Raw genomic sequence first — 18,590 nt, forward strand, 5'->3', positions numbered from 1 at the left:
ACGGCCGGCTGCTCATGCAGCCGGCCGTTTCACGTTCGTGTGCGCAGGAGTTAGCCGGTGAAGGTCTCCACGAGGCGGATCTCGACGGCGATCTGCTTGCCGTTGGGGGTCTCGTAGCTCGTCTTCGCGCCGACCTTGAGGCCGATGATGGCCTCGCCCAGTGGACTCTTCTCGCTGTACACGTCGAGGTCGCTGTCTCCGGCGATCTCGCGGCTGCCGATGAGGAAGCGGCTCTCGTCACCGGCGATGGTGGCGGTGATGATGGTGCCGGGCTCGACGACGCCCTTGCTCTCGGGGGCGTGGCCCACCTCTGCGGTACGAAGCAGCAGCGTCAGCGTGCGGATGCGGGCCTCCATCTTGCCCTGCTCCTCCTTGGCCGCGTGATAGCCGGCGTTCTCCTTGAGGTCGCCCTCCGACCGGGCGGACTCGATCTTGTTGGCGATGTCCACCCGCGCGACGGTGCTGAGAGTATCCAGCTCCGCAGCGAGGCGGTCGTAGGCCTCCTGGGTCAGCCAGGTGACCGAAGTTTCGGTAGTCATGGTTCTCTCCTTCTCGTGCGGATCGGTGAAGCGCCGGCAGATAGTGCGCCGATGGTGCCGCCGCACAGCGACAGCAGTCGGTGTGGCGGCCCTGGGCTGTGGCGGCCGTTGGCCGGGTTCAGCTGGAATACAACTGACGCCCCGACTTCTGTCAGGGCGAATACATCAGTCTAGGTCAACCAGCAGCGGTAAATCAATCCGGTATTGCTCAGCTCCGTGGTGTGCAGCACCTCGGTTAACGACCGGTTGTACTGGTCCGACGGCGGCAGGTCGATGACCTTCCACCCCACCACGGTGAAGCTCTCGTTGAGGGCCTGTACGGCGCAGCTGGACGGCGTGCCGGTGGGCAGCGACACCTCGAAGGTGACACTGATGCTGTTCTCGTCGATGATGCTGTGCCGGGTGTCCCTGGCCTCGATCGAGGGCCCGGCGCCGTCCAGTCCGGCCCAGACCACCCAGGCCGTGAGGACCACCGCGAACGCGCCCGCGACGATCCAGAGCACCCGCCGCTCACGCAGTCGGGTGCCGGGGGTTCGCCCATAGCGTTTGTCGAGATTGCTGCTCACGGCCACTCAGACTCCACACTCACTCTTCAACGATTAGGCTTGTACCCAAGGTTAGCTGGCATTTCTGAGGAGTTTCATGACGCTGCGGCTCTTGGCAGTGCACGCCCATCCCGACGACGAGTCGAGCAAGGGCGCCGCAACATACGCGTACTACCGAAGCCTCGGAGCCGAGGTGCTCGTGGTGAGTTGCACCGGTGGCGAGCGGGGCAGCATCCTCAACGAGGACCTGACCCATCTGGCCATGGCCGAACGGGACCTGTCCGGTCTCCGACGCCTCGAGATGGCGGCCGCGCAGAAGGCGCTGGGCATCCAGCACAAATGGCTCGGCTACCAGGACTCCGGAATGCAAGACGACGGCGGCGTTCCCAAGAACTCCTTCGCCGACGTGCCGCTGGAGATCTCGGCTGAGCCGCTGGTGCGCATCATGCGCGAGTTCCGCCCGCAGGTGCTGATCACCTACGACGAGAACGGCGGCTACCCGCACCCCGACCACATCCGCACCCACGAGGTGTCGCTCGAGGCCTTCCGCGCCGCCGCGGACCCCGACCGGTACCCGGCCGCCGGTCCGGCCTGGCAGATCGAGAAGCTCTACTACGACCGCATCTTCAACCTCGAACGCATGGACGCCATGTACCTCGAGCTGAGCATCACCGAACCGGATTCCGACCTGCTCGAGCCGCTGGCCAGCGCCAGGGAGCGGATGAGCGAGTACCCGAACCTGGCGACCACGCACGTGCCCATCGGCGATTTCCTGGAGGTGCGCGACGAGGCCCTCAGAGCCCACGCCAGCCAGGTCTCGCCCACCAGCAGCTTCTTCTTCTGGCCCAACGACATGGTGCGCAAGGCCTGGCCGTACGAGGACTTCCAGCTCATCGAATCGAAAGTTGACACCGTCATGCCCGAATCCGATCTCTTCGCGGGCGTCACCGACACGGTCGACGCATGAGCCTCCTGCTCGCGCCCGCCCTGTCCCCGGTGGTCGGCTTCATCCTCTCGAACACCCCGCCGCCCGAGTTCAACCCCGACACCGTCACGCCGGGCCCGTGGGGCTTCTTCGCGATCTTCTTCGTCGCCGCCGTGACGCTGCTGCTGGGCATGGACCTGGCCCGGCGCATCCGCCGCACCAACTATCGTGCCGAGATGCAGGAGCGCTTGGCGGCCGAGGTGGCCGAGCGTGACGCCGCCGCGGGCGACGAGAACAAGGCCGACGACCGCTAGAGCCCTACGGGTAGAGCGGATGGGTCGCGATGATCAGGATCGCGACCCAGTGGCAGAGGAACGCCACGACGGTCAGTGCGTGGAAGATCTCGTGGAAACCGAAGACCCCGGGGATCGGGTTGGGCTTCTTGAGGCCGTAGACGACGGCGCCGACCGAGTAGCAGAGCCCGCCGATCATGATCAGCGTCATCATGAGGGCATCGGCCTGGAAGAAGTCGACGATGAACATGAGCGCGCCCCAGCCCAACGCCAGGTACAGCGGCACGTAGAGCCAGCGTGGAGCGTTGATCCAGAACACCCGGAAGGCGATGCCGAGCAGCGCGCCGCCCCACACCAGCGACAAGAGCAGCACGGCCTTGTCCGGCGGCAGCGCCAGCACCGTGATGGGCGTGTAGGAGCCGGCGATCAGCAGGAAGATGTTGGCGTGGTCGATGCGTTTGAGCAGCAGGCGGGTGCGCGGCTGCCAGGTGAACCGGTGGTACAGCGCCGAGTTGCCGAAGAGCAGCATCGAACTGGCGACGAAGACCGCCGAGCTCCACCTGGCCGCCGGGCCGTCGGCCGCCAGCAACAGAATGATGCCGGCCACGATGGTGACCGGGAACGTGCCCGCGTGGATCCAGCCACGCCAGGTGGGCTTCTCGGGGACCGGGTGCTCGATCTCGTCCTCGAGCAGGGGGAGATTCGGGATGTCGTCCGAGGAGGCCGAGCGGTCAGGAGCCATGCTGTCAGGATACGGCAGCACCGCGGGGTGCGCGGCGCGGACGTGGGCCGGATTGGGTTAGCGTAACTGTGTGCACATGCGGCAAATCACCCTCGGACGCGGACTCCTCTACCGGGTCTACCAGCGGCGGCTTCGCCGCGGGCTGACGTCGGCGGTCCTGCCCCGCCACGTCGCCATGATCATCGACGGCAACCGGCGCTGGGCCAAGCAGCTCGGCTACGACTCCGCCGCGCACGGGCACCGTGCCGGTGCCGCGAAGATGCGGGAATTCCTCGAGTGGTGCGACGACCTGGGCATCTCCGTGGTCACGCTGTACCTGCTCTCGGCCGACAACCTCACCCAGCGGCCCACCGAGGAGCTCGACGCCCTGTTCGAGATCATCGCCGACCTCGCCGAGGACCTCTCGCACTACCGGGACTGGCGGGTGCAGCAGGTCGGGTCCAAGAAATGCCTGCCCGGGCCGCTCGAGGCCGCCCTGAGCGCCGCTGAGGCCCGCACGAGCGCTCATCGGGGCCTGCACGTCAACCTGGCCGTGGGGTACGGCGGCCGCACCGAGATCACCGACGCCATGCGCAGCATCGTCGCGACCCACCATGCCCACGGTGGCACCCTCGAGGACCTCGCCGAGACCCTCACCCCCGAGCTGATCGGCCAACACCTGTACACGGGCGGCCAGCCCGACCCCGACCTGGTGATCCGCACCTCCGGCGAGCAGCGGCTGAGCGACTTCATGCTCTGGCAGAGCGCGCACAGCGAGTTCTACTTCGTCGAGGCGCTCGGCCCGGACCTGCGCCAGGTCGACTTCCTGCGCGCCCTGCGCGACTTCGCCAAACGGCACCGCAGGTTCGGAGGATGAGGCCGGTAGCGCCGGCCCTCACCGCCTATCTCGACGGCTTCACGGAAGACCCCGGCTACCTGGACTACGGGCGGATCGGACCGCTCTCCAGCGCCGTCCTGGCCGAGAGTCTTGGGCAGGGCGAGATCCTCGCGCGTGCCCGCTACGGGAGCCTCGACCACTTCGGCGAGCAGGACCGGCGGATGCGCTCGGCCGTCGCCGCGCTCACCAGGTTCCGCGCCGACCAGATCGTGGCGCAGCCGAACACCAGCATGGGCCTCATGCACGCCATGTTCGGACTGACCGGCGATGTGCTGCTCTCGCCGGCCGATTTCCCCAGTCTGCCGTTCGCCGCCATGCGCGCCGCGGAGGCCCTGCACGTCGCCACGCCGCTCTGGCTCGAGGCCGGGACCACGTCGGAGCGCGCCGGCCAGGTCACGCCAGGGCAGCTGCGCGACCAGCTCACGCCCGGCACCGTCGCGGTAGCCGTGAGCCTGGTCGACTCCCGCACGGGCTTCCGCACCGACCTCGAGGGCATCCGGCAGGTCATCGGCGACAGGCTGCTCATCGTCGACGCCATCCAGGGTTTCGGGGTGGTCGACGCCGCCTACGAGGTGGCGGATGTGGTCGCCTCCGGCGGACAGAAATGGGCCAGGGCCGGATGGGGCACCGGCTTCCTCGCTCTGAGCGACCGGGCCGTCGAGCGCCTCACCCCGGTGATGAGCGGCTTCACCGGAACCCGGCCGGCCGGCTCGGACGAGCTGCCCTGGGACGACGTGCCGCCGCCCGTGCGCGCCGCCGCGGCGTTCGGGGTGACCAACGCCGACGGGATCGCGCAGGCCCGGTTCGCGAGCGCGCTCGAGGAGATCCAGGCCGTGGGCGTCACCGTCATCGAGCGCGCCGTCGCGGAGAACACCGAACGCCTGATCGACCTGGCCGATGAATTCGGCATCGGCGTGTCCAGCTCCCGCGATGCGCGGGAACGCGCCGGCATGGTCGTGCTGCAGCCGCCCGCCGAACGCCTGACCGCGCTGGGCGCCGCCCTGCACAACCACGGCCTCACGACCACGGTGCGGTCCGGCAGCGTGCGGCTGAGCGCCCACGCCCGACTCACCGAGGCGACAGTGGACATGCTGCGCGCGGCCTTCGTCGCGTACACCGCTGCCGCCCGGTACTGAGCAGACCCACCGGTTCCACCCGGATTAACGTCTGATGTCGTTGGGCGTGTCGCCTTCCCAAATACGGACGAGTCGACGTAGCTTCGACTCATCAGGTACGGCACCTGATCGAGACGGCCACATAAGTACGGCTCGAGAAAAAAGCTTGTGGTCGCTCGCCAACAAATCCGCACCTCACGGTGCGGGGTGGGAGTGGTTGTGACCGCTAATCGAACCGACTACCTGAACGCAGATCTCCGGAATGCGGAGCAGACGCCGTCAGGGGTCGACCAAACCGAGCGCACCTTCGTGCTGGACACCTCGGTTCTCCTGTCCGATCCCAAGGCCATCTTCCGTTTCGCCGAGCATGCCGTGGTGCTGCCCGTCGTGGTCATCACGGAGCTGGAGTCCAAGCGCAACGACCCGGAGATCGGGTACTTCGCCCGGCAGGCACTGCGGTACCTCGACGAACTCCGGGTGAAACACGAACGCCTCGACTTCGCCATCCCGGTCGGGGACGGCGGCAGCCTCAGGGTCGAACTCAACCACTCGAACATGTCGGTGCTGCCCAGCGGCCTGCAACTGGGCGACAACGACTCGCGTATCCTCGCCGTGGCCATGAACCTGGCCAACGACGGTCTTGCCGTCACGGTGGTGTCCAAGGACCTGCCGCTGCGGGTGAAGGCCGCGTCGATCGGCCTGGCCGCGGATGAGTACCGGCACGAGCTGGCCGTGGACTCCGGCTGGACCGGCATGGACGAGATCACCCTGAGCGCCGAGCAGGTGAACGACCTCTATGACACCGAGTCGCTGCAGACCCGGCTGGTGCAGGACATGCCGGTCAACACGGGCCTGGTCATCCACTCCGACCGCGGCTCGGCGCTCGGCCGGGTCACCGGGAGGGGCGAGCTGCGGCTGGTGCGCGGCGACCGCGACCTGTTCGGCCTGCACGGCCGCTCGGCCGAGCAGCGTCTGGCGATCGACCTGCTGCTCGACCCGGAGATCGGCATCCTGTCGTTGGGAGGGCGAGCGGGAACGGGGAAGTCCGCGCTGGCCCTCTGCGCCGGCCTCGAGGCGGTGCTGGAGCGCCAGCAGCACCGCAAGATCATGGTGTTCCGGCCGCTCTACGCCGTGGGCGGCCAGGAGCTCGGCTACCTGCCCGGCGACGCGCAGGAGAAGATGGGCCCGTGGGGCCAGGCCGTGTTCGACACCCTCGGCGCCCTGGTGAGCGAGAACGTGCTCGAGGAGGTCGTCGAACGCGGCATCCTCGAGGTGCTGCCGCTCACCCACATCCGCGGTCGCAGCCTGCACGACGCCTTCGTGATCGTCGACGAGGCCCAGTCCCTGGAGCGGAACGTCTTGCTGACGGTGCTCAGCCGCATCGGGCAGAACTCCCGGGTGGTGCTCACCCACGATGTGGCGCAGCGCGACAACCTGCGGGTGGGCCGCTTCGACGGTGTCGCGAGTGTGATCGAGACGCTCAAGGGCCACCCGTTGTTCGCCCACATGACCCTCACCCGGTCGGAGCGGAGCGCGATCGCCGCCCTGGTCACGGAAATGCTGGAGGGCAACGAGCTGGCCTGAATGGCGAAAGGGGCGAACCGGATGCGTCAGCATCCGTTTCGCCCCTTTCCCCAGCGACTGCTACTACCGCGGCGGCCGCGTCATGCTCAGCACGTCGAGAGCCACATCGAGCTGCTCGAGGGTGACCTCGCCGCGCTCGACGAACCCGAGGTCGATCACGGACTCCCGCACGGTGAGGCCCTGGGCCACGGAGTGCTTGGCCACCTTGGCCGCGGCCTCGTAGCCGATCACCCGGTTGAGCGGCGTCACGATCGACGGCGACGACTCGGCCAGCGCGCGGGCCCGCTCCAGGTTGGCCTCGAGGCCGTCGACGGTCTTGTCGGCGAGCACCCGGGCGCCGTTGGCGAGCAGCCGGATCGACTCGAGCAGCGCCGTGCCCATCACGGGGATGGCGACGTTGAGCTCGAAGGCGCCCGAGGCACCCGACCAGGCGATGGTGGCGTCGTTGCCGATCACGCGGGAGCAGACCATGAGCACGGCCTCGGGGATGACCGGGTTGACCTTGCCCGGCATGATCGAGGAGCCCGGCTGCAGGTCGGGGATGCTCAGCTCGCCGATGCCGGTGTTGGGGCCGGAGCCCATCCAGCGCAGGTCGTTGCAGATCTTGGTCAGGCCCACCGCGATCGTGCGGAGCGCGCCGGAGGCGTCGACGAGGCCGTCGCGGTTGGCCTGCGCCTCGAAGTGGTCGATCGCCTCGGTGATCGGCAGCTCGGTCTCGAGGGTGAGCAGCTCGATCACGAGCTGCGGGAAGCCGGCCGGGGTGTTGATGCCGGTGCCGACGGCGGTGCCGCCCAGCGGCACCTCGGCGACGCGGGGGAGCGCGGTGCGCACCCGCTCGATGCCGAGGCGCATCTGGCGGGCGTAGCCGCCGAATTCCTGGCCGAGCGTCACGGGCGTCGCATCCATCAGGTGGGTGCGACCGGCCTTGACGGCCGTGGCCCACAGCTCGGCCTTGGTCTCGAACGCCACGGCGAGGTGGTCGAGCGCCGGGATCAGGTCGTCGATGAGCGCGCTCGTGACGGCGATGTGCACCGAGGTGGGGAACACGTCGTTCGAGGACTGCGACGCGTTGACGTGGTCGTTGGGGTGCACCGGGCTGCCGAGACTGCGGGTGGCGAGGGTCGCGAGGACCTCGTTCATGTTCATGTTCGAGGAGGTGCCGCTACCGGTCTGGTACACGTCGATCGGGAACTCGGAGTCGTACCGGCCGCTGATGACCTCGTCGGCGGCCTGGGCGATGGCATCGGCGATGGCCGCGTCGAGCACACCCAGACGGGCGTTGGCCAGGGCCGCGGACTTCTTGATGCGCGCAAGGGCCGCGATTTGGGCCGACTCGAGCACGGAGCCCGAGATCGGGAAGTTCTCCACCGCGCGCTGGGTCTGCGCGCCGTAGAGCGCTGCGGCCGGCACCCGCACCTCGCCCATCGTGTCGTGTTCGATCCGGTAGCTGGATGTCCCGGCCTGAGTTGAAGTGTCCACCACGGTGTGTCTTACCTTTCGATTGGAGAAGAAGCTCGCAGCGCCTAGACGACGCCGACGACGATGTCGGGTTCGGCGCGGCCCTCGAGGAGCCGGTAGTTCGCGCCGACGATAGCCAATGTACCTTCCGCGATGGCGGCGCTGATCATCTCGGAGCGCTGCACCAGCTCGGCGACGGTGTCGCGCAGGTGCTCACGGCCCACCAGTGACGCGTCGACGCTCTCCGGGTCGAGCGGCCCGGTCGTGGGCCCGCCCACCCGGCGCACGGCCGGCACGATCTTCTGGATGATGCCGTCGATGTGCGGGGGAAGCGGATCGGCGTCAGGGCCCTGCGAGTCGATGGCGGCCAGCACGGCGCCGCAGCGGTCGTGGCCGAGAACCAGGATGAGGGGAACCTTGAGCACGGCCACGGCGTATTCCAGCGAGCCGAGCACGGAATCGGAGATGACCTGACCGGCGTTCCGGACGACGAACAGGTCGCCCAGGCCCTTGTCGAAGATGATCTCGGCGGCCAAGCGGGAGTCGCTGCAGCCGAACAGGGCGGCCATCGGGGTCTGGGCGAAGGCGGTCTCCGCGCGCCGGTCGACGTCCTGGCGCGGATGCTGCGGGTCGCCGTTCACGAACCGCTCGTTTCCGCTGGCGAGATCGTTCCAGACGGTGGCCGGGCTGAGGGCGGGAGGAGTGGTCATTGGCTGGCCCCTGACTGGTCGGCGGTTTGGTTGGCGGTGATCTGCCCGGACAGTGCCCCGGCGACGACGGCGAGTTCCTCGTCGTCGGCGGTGCCGATGAGCAGGTAGGTGCTGTCGCCGGCCTCGGTGACGAGGGCCGACTCGAAGTTGCCCTGGTCGGCGGCCGGAGCGGGGTTGCGGTACACGTCCCACTGCACGCCGTCGACGGTGATGGTGTCGGAGGAGCTGACCTTCTTGAGCTGCTCGGCGAGCCAGGTGGAGTTCGCGTTGACGGCCTGGGTGAGCCCGATGAACTCGTTCCGGGGAGTGATCAGGCCGATGTACCAGCTGGACACGCCGTCGCTGCCGCCGGCGCGCCACTCGGCGGCGTTGGCGCTCCAGCCCGGCGGCAGGGCGGGGGAGACGAGTGGCTCGTCGACACCCCGTTGCACCTGCTCGGCCACCGCGGTGTAGTCCACCGCGCGGTCGAGCGGGGTGTCGCTGCGCGGCACGATGAGCACGAGCACAATGACGGCGCCCACGGTCGCCAGCAGTGAGAAGACCAGGTTGTTGATGGTCTTCCGTGACCGGTAGTTGCGGGAATTCGTGGCGAGGCGCGTGGCGCGCTCCTCGGCGGTCTCCGGACGGCCAAGCTCCGCGACGACCCGCGGGGCGCGTGCCGGACGGGGGGTTCGGGGGGTGCGGCTCATTCCGCGGCGGCCGCTCCGCGGGCGGCGTCCAGGCGAGCCTTGGCCCCGATCAACCATTCCTCGCAGCGGGTGGCGAGGGCCTCTCCGCGTTCCCAGAGCGCGAGGGACTCCTCGAGGGTGGTTCCGCCCTGTTCGAGCACCGAGACCACCCGGATCAGCTCATCCCTGGCCTGCTCGTAGCTGAGCGAATCGACCGTGGGGATGTCGCCGGGGGCGGAGGTGGGGGTGGAAGCGGGCGAAGTCATGTCAGCCATTCTATTTCGCCACCGCGTCCACGGTTCCGACGCCCGCCGTGATGTGCAGATCGGTGCCGGTCGGCGCCTGGTCGCTCGTACGCAGCACCTGGCCGCCGGGAAGCTGCACGATGGCGTAGCCGCGGTCGAGGGTTCCCTGCGGAGAGAGAGCGCGCAACTGGGAGCGGAGCTCCACGACGCCGGCGCCGGCCCGCTCGAGGGTGCGGTGCATGAGCTCGGCTCCACGGGCGACATACCGGGTGAGGTCCTGTGACCGGGTGTCGACGATCCAGTCGGCGCCGGCGAGCACCGGGCGGCTGCGCAGCTGGCCGAGCCTGTCGACCTCGGTGGACAGGATGCCGGTGAGCCGGCTGCTCAGGCGCGCCCGGGCCTGCTGCACCCGGTTCAGCTCGTCGGAGACGTCCGGAACGACGCGCTTGGCAGCGTCGGTGGGGGTGGAGGCGCGGAGGTCCGCAACGTCGTCGAGCAGCGGCCGGTCGGCCTCGTGCCCGATGGCGCTCACCACGGGCGTGCTGCAGCCCGCGACGGCGCGAACGAGCCCCTCGTCGCTGAAACCGAGCAGGTTCTGGAAGTCGCCGCCGCCGCGCGCGACGATGATGACGTCGACCTCGGGGTCTGCGTCCAGCTGCAGGATGGCCGCCGTGACCTCGGCGACCATGCGGTCGCCCTGCACGGCGGCGTGCACGACCCTGAAGTCCACGGCCGGCCAGCGCAGCTGGGCGTTGCGCAGGACGTCCTTCTCTGCGTCGGAGTCCTTGCCGGTGACCAGGCCGATGCGGTGCGGCAGGAAGGGCAGCGGACGTTTGCGGGACAGGTCGAAGAGGCCCTCGGACTTCAGCTGGGCGCGCAGCCGCTCGAGGCGTTCGAGCAGGTCGCCCAGGCCCACGTGGCGTAGCTCGTAGACCTGCATGGTGAGGGTGCCGCCCTTGACCCAATAGTTGGGCTTGACGAGGGCGATCACGCGGTCACCCTGTTTGAAGTCGTTGGTCAGCCGCGCCTTCACCGACGACCAGACCGTGAAACTCACGGTGGCGTCGATAGTGAGGTCCTTGAGCTTGCCGTAGACGTTGCCGCCGCTGGCGCCCCACTGCACGATCTCGCCCTCCACCCAGGCGGTGCCGAGACGTTCGATATAGCCGCGGATCTTGTTGGAGAGCACGGCCACAGGCCACGGAGCGTCGACGGTGGGCGGCTGGTCGCCCACGGCGGGCATCGTCACGGCGTTCATCGGCTCTCGTTCTCTCGGGCGGTGGGGTTTCGCTCTCACGGACTGCGCAGACGCTCTCGCGTAGACTGTGCGAGTGAGCATCAGTACAGAAAAGCCCGTGATCGGCCTTGGCATGCCCAGAATTCCGAGCCTGCGCAACAGGCTCAAGGATACCCCGGTGGATGGGCTGAAACGGGTGCTGTTGGCAGCCCCGCGCGGCTACTGCGCCGGCGTGGACCGCGCCGTCATCGCCGTGGAGAAGGCCCTCGAGCTGTACGGCGCCCCCGTCTACGTGCGGAAGCAGATCGTGCACAACACCCATGTGGTGAGCGAGCTCGAGAAGAAGGGCGCCATCTTCGTCGAAGAAGTCGATGAGGTTCCCACCGGATCGCACATCGTCTTCAGCGCCCACGGCGTGTCCCCGGCCGTGGTGAACGCCGCCGCCGAGCGGGGACTTGCCGCCATCGACGCCACCTGCCCGCTGGTCACCAAGGTGCACCGCGAGGCCGTGCGCTTCGCCAGGGACGACTTCGAGATCTTGCTGATCGGCCACGAAGGCCACGAAGAGGTCGAGGGCACCGCCGGAGAGGCGCCGGAGCACACGACCCTAGTCGGCAGCCCCGATGAAGCCGACACCATCACGGTGCGCGACCCGAACAAGGTCGTCTGGCTCTCCCAGACCACGCTCAGCGTGGACGAGACTATGGAGACGGTGCGCCGCCTGCGGGCCCGGTTCCCCAACCTGCAGGATCCGCCCAGCGACGACATCTGCTACGCCACTCAGAACCGTCAGGTGGCCATCAAGAAGGTCGCCCGCGACTCCGACCTGGTGATCGTGGTGGGCTCGGCGAACTCGTCGAACTCTGTGCGTCTGGTGGAGGTCGCCCTGGAGTATGGGGCCAAGGCCGCCTACCGGGTGGACTACGCCAGCGAAGTGAAGCAGGAATGGCTCGACGGCGTGAACACCGTGGGCGTGACCAGCGGCGCCTCGGTGCCGGAGGAGCTCGTGGACGAGCTGCTGCGCGACCTGGCCGGTGCCGGCTATGGCGACGTGGAGCAGATCAAGACGGCGGAGGAGGACCTCTTGTTCTCGCTGCCCAAGGAGCTGCGCAAGGACCTCGCCGGCAACACCGACGCCCGCGCCCTTGGCGGCCGCGTGGACCGCACCGAGTAGCAGGACCGCTTCTGCAGCCGCCTTACGGGCGGCTGTAGAAGTCGATCAGGGTGGAATCGCTGCCGACGATGATCGTCATGAACACGAAGATGAGCACGAAGGCCACGACTCCGCCGATCAGCGGCACGTAGAAGGCCCGCCGGGAGCGCACCAGCAGCAGGATACTCACCGCCGCGGTGACCAGCCAGACAATGGCCTGGCTGATGCTGCCCGCGGTGATCAGCGTCGCCACGATCGGGGCCGGTGAGTAGTCGCCCAGACCCTCTTGCGTGTACAGCATCTGCACCGCCTGGGGCAGGGCGTCCAGCACCGCGATGGTGAGGAACGTCGCCAGCAGGCCCAGGATCAGCAACCCGAGGGTCACCGGCCGGTCCCACCCGGGTGGTGCGGGGACCGGCTTCTCAGCCGATCCCTGCGCCATCGGTGCAGCAGATGCAGACTCGGATTCAGAGGCGGCAGGGGCCGCAGGCGCCGAAGCGTCCTGCGGCGGGGACCAGGTCCAGCCCTCCGGAGCCAGCTCGCCGTAGCGGGGCCGGGGCCGGTAGTCGGCAGGCGGGGTCGCCGCCTGGTCGTGGGGAGCCGGGGTCCCGGTGTTCTCTGCCATCGTCATCCAGTTGGTCTGTCTATCGGTCTAGCTGTTGGAGTGGCCGGCGGAGCCGAGCTGACGCGTGGCCTGGGCGACGCGGGCGGCCATGGCCGTCTCGGCGACCTTGCCCCAGGCGCGCGGGTCGTAGAGCTTCTTGTTGCCCACTTCACCGTCGACCTTGAGCACGCCGTCGTAGTTCTTCAGCATGTAGTCGGCGATGGCGCGCGTGAACGCGTACTGGGTGTCGGTGTCGACGTTCATCTTCACGACGCCGTTGGCAACGGCTTCCGCGATCTCGGCGTCGGTCGAGCCGGAGCCGCCGTGGAAGACGAGGTCGAGGGGGAGTGCGCTGGTGCCGTACTTGGCGGCGACGCTCTCCTGGATCTCCTTGAGGAGCTCCGGGCGCAGCTTCACGTTGCCGGGCTTGTAGACGCCGTGCACGTTGCCGAAGGTGAGCGCGGCCATGTAACGGCCCTGCTCGCCGAGGCCGAGGGCCTCGATCATCTTGACGGTGTCGTCGAAGGTCGTGTACAGGTTGTCGTTGATGTCGCCCTCGACGCCGTCTTCTTCGCCGCCGACGGCGCCGATCTCGACCTCGAGGATGGCGTTGATCGCCTGGGTGCGCTTGATGATGCCCTTGGCGATCTCGAGGTTCTCGTCGAGAGCGATGGCGGAGCCGTCCCACATGTGCGACTGGAAGATCGGGTTGAAGCCGTCGGCGACTGCGGTCTCGGAGGCCGAGATCAGCGGCAGGACGAAGTCGTCCAGCGCGCCCTTGGGGCAGTGGTCGGTGTGCAGGGCCACGGTGACGGGGTAGTTGTCAGCGACGGCGTGCGCGAACTTGGCGAACGCGAGGGCGCCGGCGGCGCGGTTCTTGACGGTGTGGCCGGCGAAGTAGTCGGCGCCACCGGTGGTGACCTGGATGATGCCGTCGGAGCCGGCTTCGGTCAGGCCCTGGAGGACGGCGTTGATCGACTGCGAGGAGGAGACGTTGAATGCGGGGTACGCGAACCCCTTCGACTTGGCCTTGTTCAGCATCTCGGCGTATTGGTCTGGGGTTGCGATGGGCATTGCGTCTCCTCGAAAATGAGCGGGATTGTCCGTCAAGTCTAGCGAGGGCAGATGTGTGGCCGCTCTGGTCCCTGCGGGTATAAGGTCCCGCGTGGCCTGTGACCCGGATGGGGGTGGCTGGCGGGGTCGCCCGCGGGTCGGCTGGGTAAGCTGGGCCCTGTACCGGCTGCCTCGGCAGGCAGAGACCGGCGCGTCCCTCAGCAACCCACATACGATCTCGAAGGACAACCACCCATGGTGAATACCGAACACGCTTCGCTGTACCTGCACCCCGACCGCAACCTCGGCATGGAGCTGGTGCGGGCGACCGAGGCCGCCGCCATCCGCGCAGTGCCCTTCATCGGGCGCGGCGACAAGAACGCCGCCGACGGCGCGGCCGTCGACGCCATGCGCAAGTTCCTGGGCACTGTTGATTTCGACGGCGTTGTCGTGATCGGCGAGGGTGAGAAGGACGACGCGCCCATGCTCTACAACGGCGAGCACGTCGGCAGCGGCCGCGGGCCGTCCTGCGACATCGCCGTGGACCCCATCGACGGTACCTCCCTCACGGCCAACGGCCGCCAGAACGCGCTGAGCATGATCGCCGTCGCCGACCGCGGCAGTATGTACGACCCGAGTGCCGTGTTCTACATGGACAAGATCGTCACCGGATGGGAGGGCCACGGTGTTGTGGACCTGCGCCAGCCGATCGGCGAGAACATCCGTGCCCTGGCCAAGGCCAAGGGCAAGGAGGTCGGCGACATGACCATCGCGATCCTGGACCGGCCGCGACACGTCGGACTCATCGAGGAGGTACGGGCCGCTGGCGCCGGCACCCGCCTGATGCTCGACGGCGACGTGGCAGGGGGCATCAACGCCGCCCTGAGCGAGACCCGCATCGACATGTGCGTCGGCATCGGCGGCACGCCCGAGGGCATCATCACGGCCTGCGCGCTCAAGGCTCTCGGCGGTTTCATCCAGGCCAGGCTGCACCCCAAGGACGACGACGAGGCGCAGAAGGCCATCGACGCCGGCCACGACCTGGACCGGATCCTGGGCGTGGACGACCTCGTCACCAGCGACAACACCTATTTCGTCGCCACCGGCGTCACCGACGGCCAGCTGGTCGGCGGGGTGCGCAAGCTGGGGCCGACGATCCGCACCGAGTCGATCGTGCTGCGCGGCAAGAGCGGCACCATCCGCCGGGTCGTCGCCGAGCACCTCGCCGAGAAGTGGCTCTAGACCCCTAGTCCACCAGAATCCCGAGGTGAGCCGCCAGCAGCGGCGCCAGCAGGGACAGCTGGGCGTCGTCGATGGTGGCTCCCTTGAGGCCCTCCAGGCTGTGGATGGCCGAGAAATCGCTCGATCGCAGGTCAACGTCGGTGAGGCGGGCACCGGCGACGTCGAGCGTGCCGATCCGGCAATCCCGGAGCTCCAGCCGCTGCACGACGGCGCTCGAGATGTCGAGTTCGTCGATGATGCAGTTGCTGATCAGCACGTCCGTCATGGTGGCGTTGCGCAGGTTCACGAAGTCCAGCTTGGAGCCGTCGATCTGCACGCTGCGCAGGTTGGCCTCGTACATCTCGACGGAGCCGAGCCTGGAGTGTTCGATGCGAACGTCCCGCCAGCTGGAGCGGGGAGCGCTGAACACCGCGGCGTGCAGTTCGGTGGCGACGCACTCCGCCCAGCTGCTGCCGCGCAGAACCGTGGTGTTCAGGTCCACGGCGTGCAGTTCGCACTCGGTGAAGCCCGTGCCGGTGAAGTCGCGGCCGGAGAAGTCCACCCGGGTGTAGCGTTCGGCCTCGCGGTCGTCGCCGCGGCCCACCAGGGCGCCGTCGTTGTCCAGCAGGTTCTCCAGGACGATCCGGTCCAGCTGCGGGCCGCGCTTGGTGACGCGGGCCACTAGGAGACGGGCTCGAGCAGGAAGACCGGGATCACCCGGTCGGTCTTGGTCTGGTAGTCGGCGTAGGGCGGGTACGCCGCGACGGCCCGCTCCCACCAGAGCGCCTTCTCCTCGCCGGTGATCTCCCGCGCCCGCATGTCCTGCCGGATCGGGCCGTCCTGCACCTCTACGAGCGGATGCGCGACCACGTTGGCGTACCAGACCGGGTTCTTCGGGCTGCCGCCCAGGGACGCGACGGCGGCGTAGCGCCCGTCGTGCTCGACGCGCATGAGCGGTGCCTTGCGGACCTTGCCGGACTTGGCGCCGAGGGTGGTCAGCACGATCACGGGCATCCCGCGCAGGGTGGTGCCCTGGGTGCCGCCAGACGATTCGTACAGCTCGACCTGGTCGCGCACCCACTTCTCGGGGCTGGGCTCGTAGTCTCCGTGCAGCGGCATGACAGTCAACTCTCTCTTCGGTCTGGATTAAGTGTCTCGCAGGGGTACGCGGGGATGGCGGGGTGCGTACCGGGGAATGTAGCGCCAGAGCACCCCGGCGCCGAGGAGCCCCACGACGCCCATGACACCACTGGCCACCGACAGCGACAAAACCGCAGTCATGCCGGCGACGGCCAGGGGAGCGGCGGCGCTACCGAAATCGGCCGTGAATCGCCAGGCGCCCAGGAATGGCGCGGGGCCGGTGGGCGGTGCCAGGTCGGCGCCCAGGGTCATCAGCAGACCGCTGCCGATGCCGTTGGCCAGCGAGAGGAACATTGCCACGGCGATGAACCACTGAACGTTGTCGGGCAGGTCGTGGGTGAAGGAGAGGGCGAGCATGCCGAGGCCGAGCCCGATCATCGACGGGATCGCGGTCCACATGCGGCCGAACCGGTCCATGATCTGGCCGCTGGCGTAGAACAGGGCGAAATCGATGCCGCCGGCGATGCCGATGATCAGGGCCGTGTCCGGCTCGTTGATACCGATGCTGACCGCCCAGAGGGGCAGCATCACCGTGCGGGTGGCGCGCATGGCGCCGACGAGGCCCGCGCCGGTGCCGAGTCGCAGCAGCACGCCGCGGTACCGCCAGATGGTGGCGAACAGGCCGGTGGTCTCCGCCGCTGCCTCGTCCTCGCCGGCGGTGCGGACGGCGGTGCCGGCGGGCGCTCCGGGCGTGGCGCTGGCGAAGGTGCTCGAGGGATCCGGCAGCAGCACCAGCACCACGGCCGCCGCCAGGCAGCAGACGATGAATACCCAGAAGACCGCGGTGGTGCTGCCGGTGAGCTGGATGACTCCGGCCGCGATGAACGGGCCGACGAACCAGCCGGCGCGGAAGACGCCGCCGAGGGTGGAGAGGGCCCTGGCCCGGTAGGCCACGGGAACGTAGCTGGTCATGAAGGCGTGCCGCGCGAGCGCGAAGACCGCCGTGGCCAGGCCGATGAGGAAGATGCCTGCGGCCAGCACGAGGGGGTTGGGCGCGATGATGCAGACCAGCACGGCCATGATCGCCAGCAGCGACGCGCCGATCATGGAGTTCCGCTCGCCGAAGCGCGAGACGACGGCGCCGCTCGGGATATCTCCGGCCAGTTCGCCCACCATCACCATGGCCGCGATGAAGCCCGCGAAGGCGAGGGAGGCGCCGAGACTGTCGGCCACCAGCGGGATGAGGGGAATCATCGCGCCCTCACCGATCGAGAAGAGCATCGTGGGCAGGAACGCTGCGAGAGCCACCCCCCGCAGGCTGAAGGGGCGCTCGGTACTCATCCGTTCGATGCTACCTCTCGCCCGGTAGGCTGGATTCCACAATGATTGAGCTGGACTTCTCTGAGCAGATCGCCGCACTGCGGGCCACGTTCGACGACATCCGGTCGGTGATCGACATCGACCGGCTTCGTCTGGACATTGCCGAGCTGAACGACGAGGCGGGCGCGCCCGACCTCTGGAACGACTCCGAGCACGCCCAGAAAGTGACGAGTGATCTGAGCCACCGCCAGAGTGAGCTCAAGCGCATCGAGAGCATCGAATCCCGTCTGGACGACCTCGAGGTGCTCGTGGAACTCGCCAACGCCGAGGGTGACCAGGAGTCAGCCGATGAGGCCACGGCCGAGCTGGAGAGCGTCAAGAAGGTGCTCGGGGACCTCGAGGTACAGACCCTGCTGAACGGCGAGTTCGACCCGAACCCCGCCGTGATCACCATCCGCGCCGGCGCCGGCGGCGTCGATGCCGCCGACTTCGCCGAGATGCTGCTGCGCATGTACCTGCGCTGGGCCGAGCAGCACAACTACACCACCAACGTTCTCGACGTGAGCTACGCGGAAGAGGCCGGCATCAAGTCGGCAACCTTCGAGGTCAACGCCCCGTATGCCTTCGGTACCCTGAGCGTCGAGGCCGGCACGCACCGCCTGGTGCGGATGAGCCCGTTCAACTCCGCGGGCAAGCGCCAGACCTCTTTTGCCGCTGTCGAGGTCGTGCCGCTGATCGAGCAGGCCGAAGCCGTCGAGATTCCCGACAACGACATCCGGGTGGACGTGTTCCGCTCGAGCGGCCCCGGCGGCCAGTCGGTGAACACCACCGACTCCGCCGTGCGCATCACCCACCTGCCGACGGGACTGGTGGTGAGTTGCCAGAACGAGAAGAGCCAGATCCAGAACCGCGCCGCGGCCATGCGCGTGCTGGCCTCCCGGCTGCTGCTGCTGCAGCGCGAGCAGGAAGCGGCCACCAAGAAGGAATTCGCCGGCATCATCACCGCCAGCTGGGGCGACCAGATGCGCAGCTACGTGCTCGCGCCATACCAGATGGTCAAGGATCTGCGCACCGAGTACGAGGTCAACAACCCCTCGAACGTCTTCGACGGCGACCTCGACGGATTCATCGCCGCGGGCATCCGCTGGCGCAAGACCCCCACCGACTAGAGTGCGGCGAACCTATGGACTTGCTGCGTGGGGCATGTCGCAAGTAGGTAAA

21 protein-coding genes are annotated in these 18,590 nt (G+C 68.4%); 8 read left to right on the forward strand and 13 right to left on the reverse strand.

Going from position 1 to position 18,590, the window contains the following annotated elements; all coding sequences use genetic code 11:
* Window positions 1-50 precede the first annotated feature (50 nt).
* Together greA and DOE79_RS19120 are read right to left on the reverse strand one after the other, a co-directional pair.
* Window positions 51-539 (reverse strand): transcription elongation factor GreA, encoded by a 489-nt coding sequence (gene greA, locus DOE79_RS19115; protein WP_120339858.1) that lies wholly within the window; start codon window positions 537-539, stop codon window positions 51-53.
* A gap of 170 nt (window positions 540-709) precedes the next feature.
* Window positions 710-1,105, reverse strand: a complete 396-nt coding sequence (locus DOE79_RS19120; RefSeq protein ID WP_162942855.1) for a DUF4307 domain-containing protein — start codon at window positions 1,103-1,105, stop codon at window positions 710-712.
* A gap of 76 nt (window positions 1,106-1,181) precedes the next feature.
* Here DOE79_RS19120 and mca point away from each other — a divergent pair, with 76 nt between their 5' ends.
* Entirely contained in the window at window positions 1,182-2,051 is an 870-nt protein-coding gene (mca, locus tag DOE79_RS19125; protein WP_181445837.1) for a mycothiol conjugate amidase Mca, read from the forward strand.
* Window positions 2,048-2,323, forward strand: coding sequence for a hypothetical protein (locus tag DOE79_RS19130; protein ID WP_120339860.1), 276 nt, complete (start codon window positions 2,048-2,050; stop codon window positions 2,321-2,323). Before mca ends, DOE79_RS19130 begins: the two co-directional genes overlap by 4 nt.
* Before the next feature lie 4 nt (window positions 2,324-2,327).
* On the opposite strand, the gene trhA is transcribed toward DOE79_RS19130, so the two are convergent.
* Window positions 2,328-3,044, reverse strand: coding sequence for a PAQR family membrane homeostasis protein TrhA (gene trhA, locus DOE79_RS19135; protein WP_120339861.1), 717 nt, complete (start codon window positions 3,042-3,044; stop codon window positions 2,328-2,330).
* A gap of 76 nt (window positions 3,045-3,120) precedes the next feature.
* On the opposite strand from trhA, the gene DOE79_RS19140 reads away from it, so the two are divergent.
* The 3 genes from DOE79_RS19140 to phoH2 all read left to right on the forward strand — a co-directional run bounded on the left by DOE79_RS19140 (window position 3,121) and on the right by phoH2 (window position 6,620).
* The gene (locus tag DOE79_RS19140) at window positions 3,121-3,900 is read left to right on the forward strand and encodes an isoprenyl transferase (protein WP_120339862.1); all 780 of its coding nucleotides are present in this window, start codon (window positions 3,121-3,123) and stop codon (window positions 3,898-3,900) included.
* Window positions 3,897-5,057, forward strand: a complete 1,161-nt coding sequence (locus DOE79_RS19145; protein ID WP_120339863.1) for an aminotransferase class V-fold PLP-dependent enzyme — start codon at window positions 3,897-3,899, stop codon at window positions 5,055-5,057. Before DOE79_RS19140 ends, DOE79_RS19145 begins: the two co-directional genes overlap by 4 nt.
* 222 nt (window positions 5,058-5,279) lie before the next feature.
* Complete coding sequence (gene phoH2, locus DOE79_RS19150) at window positions 5,280-6,620, forward strand: RNA 5'-3' helicase PhoH2 (RefSeq protein ID WP_245977344.1); 1,341 nt, start codon at window positions 5,280-5,282, stop codon at window positions 6,618-6,620.
* A 63-nt stretch (window positions 6,621-6,683) separates the two neighbouring features.
* Here the strand turns inward: phoH2 and DOE79_RS19155 are convergent, their stop codons facing one another.
* The 5 genes from DOE79_RS19155 to xseA all read right to left on the reverse strand — a co-directional run bounded on the left by DOE79_RS19155 (window position 6,684) and on the right by xseA (window position 10,959).
* Entirely contained in the window at window positions 6,684-8,045 is a 1,362-nt protein-coding gene (locus tag DOE79_RS19155; RefSeq protein ID WP_245977345.1) for a class II fumarate hydratase, read from the reverse strand.
* A gap of 98 nt (window positions 8,046-8,143) precedes the next feature.
* Window positions 8,144-8,788, reverse strand: coding sequence for a carbonic anhydrase (locus DOE79_RS19160; protein WP_120339865.1), 645 nt, complete (start codon window positions 8,786-8,788; stop codon window positions 8,144-8,146).
* Window positions 8,785-9,477: a DUF4245 domain-containing protein gene (locus tag DOE79_RS19165; RefSeq protein ID WP_120339866.1), complete on the reverse strand. Its 693-nt coding sequence runs from the start codon at window positions 9,475-9,477 to the stop codon at window positions 8,785-8,787. The genes DOE79_RS19160 and DOE79_RS19165 overlap by 4 nt, the downstream gene beginning before the upstream one ends.
* On the reverse strand, window positions 9,474-9,722 hold the full coding sequence (locus tag DOE79_RS19170; RefSeq protein ID WP_066596557.1) for an exodeoxyribonuclease VII small subunit: 249 nt from the start codon (window positions 9,720-9,722) through the stop codon (window positions 9,474-9,476). Before DOE79_RS19170 ends, DOE79_RS19165 begins: the two co-directional genes overlap by 4 nt.
* A gap of 10 nt (window positions 9,723-9,732) precedes the next feature.
* Window positions 9,733-10,959, reverse strand: coding sequence for an exodeoxyribonuclease VII large subunit (gene xseA / locus DOE79_RS19175; protein WP_120339867.1), 1,227 nt, complete (start codon window positions 10,957-10,959; stop codon window positions 9,733-9,735).
* Window positions 10,960-11,071: 112 nt separating this feature from the next.
* Here xseA and DOE79_RS19180 point away from each other — a divergent pair, with 112 nt between their 5' ends.
* A complete protein-coding gene (locus DOE79_RS19180) occupies window positions 11,072-12,112 on the forward strand; it encodes a 4-hydroxy-3-methylbut-2-enyl diphosphate reductase (protein ID WP_120340442.1) in 1,041 nt (346 codons plus the stop codon).
* Window positions 12,113-12,134: 22 nt separating this feature from the next.
* On the opposite strand, the gene DOE79_RS19185 is transcribed toward DOE79_RS19180, so the two are convergent.
* Together DOE79_RS19185 and fbaA are read right to left on the reverse strand one after the other, a co-directional pair.
* Window positions 12,135-12,722: a DUF6264 family protein gene (locus DOE79_RS19185; protein ID WP_162942856.1), complete on the reverse strand. Its 588-nt coding sequence runs from the start codon at window positions 12,720-12,722 to the stop codon at window positions 12,135-12,137.
* Between the two features lie 21 nt (window positions 12,723-12,743).
* Window positions 12,744-13,769 (reverse strand): class II fructose-bisphosphate aldolase, encoded by a 1,026-nt coding sequence (gene fbaA, locus DOE79_RS19190; protein WP_120339869.1) that lies wholly within the window; start codon window positions 13,767-13,769, stop codon window positions 12,744-12,746.
* A gap of 234 nt (window positions 13,770-14,003) precedes the next feature.
* On the opposite strand from fbaA, the gene glpX reads away from it, so the two are divergent.
* On the forward strand, window positions 14,004-14,990 hold the full coding sequence (glpX, locus tag DOE79_RS19195) for a class II fructose-bisphosphatase (protein WP_120339870.1): 987 nt from the start codon (window positions 14,004-14,006) through the stop codon (window positions 14,988-14,990).
* Window positions 14,991-14,994: 4 nt separating this feature from the next.
* On the opposite strand, the gene DOE79_RS19200 is transcribed toward glpX, so the two are convergent.
* The 3 genes from DOE79_RS19200 to DOE79_RS19210 are packed head-to-tail and all read right to left on the reverse strand — an operon-like array spanning window position 14,995 to window position 17,390.
* On the reverse strand, window positions 14,995-15,651 hold the full coding sequence (locus DOE79_RS19200) for a pentapeptide repeat-containing protein (protein ID WP_120339871.1): 657 nt from the start codon (window positions 15,649-15,651) through the stop codon (window positions 14,995-14,997).
* On the reverse strand, window positions 15,651-16,088 hold the full coding sequence (locus tag DOE79_RS19205; protein WP_120339872.1) for a nitroreductase family deazaflavin-dependent oxidoreductase: 438 nt from the start codon (window positions 16,086-16,088) through the stop codon (window positions 15,651-15,653). The genes DOE79_RS19200 and DOE79_RS19205 overlap by 1 nt, the downstream gene beginning before the upstream one ends.
* A gap of 27 nt (window positions 16,089-16,115) precedes the next feature.
* The gene (locus DOE79_RS19210; protein ID WP_120339873.1) at window positions 16,116-17,390 is read right to left on the reverse strand and encodes an MFS transporter; all 1,275 of its coding nucleotides are present in this window, start codon (window positions 17,388-17,390) and stop codon (window positions 16,116-16,118) included.
* A gap of 41 nt (window positions 17,391-17,431) precedes the next feature.
* Here DOE79_RS19210 and prfB point away from each other — a divergent pair, with 41 nt between their 5' ends.
* A complete protein-coding gene (prfB, locus tag DOE79_RS19215) occupies window positions 17,432-18,538 on the forward strand; it encodes a peptide chain release factor 2 (RefSeq protein ID WP_120339874.1) in 1,107 nt (368 codons plus the stop codon).
* The last annotated feature ends 52 nt before the right edge of the window (window positions 18,539-18,590 follow it).

The sequence above is a fragment of the Cryobacterium soli genome, assembly GCF_003611035.1.
In the GTDB taxonomy this organism is placed as follows: Bacteria; Actinomycetota; Actinomycetes; order Actinomycetales; family Microbacteriaceae; genus Cryobacterium; species Cryobacterium soli.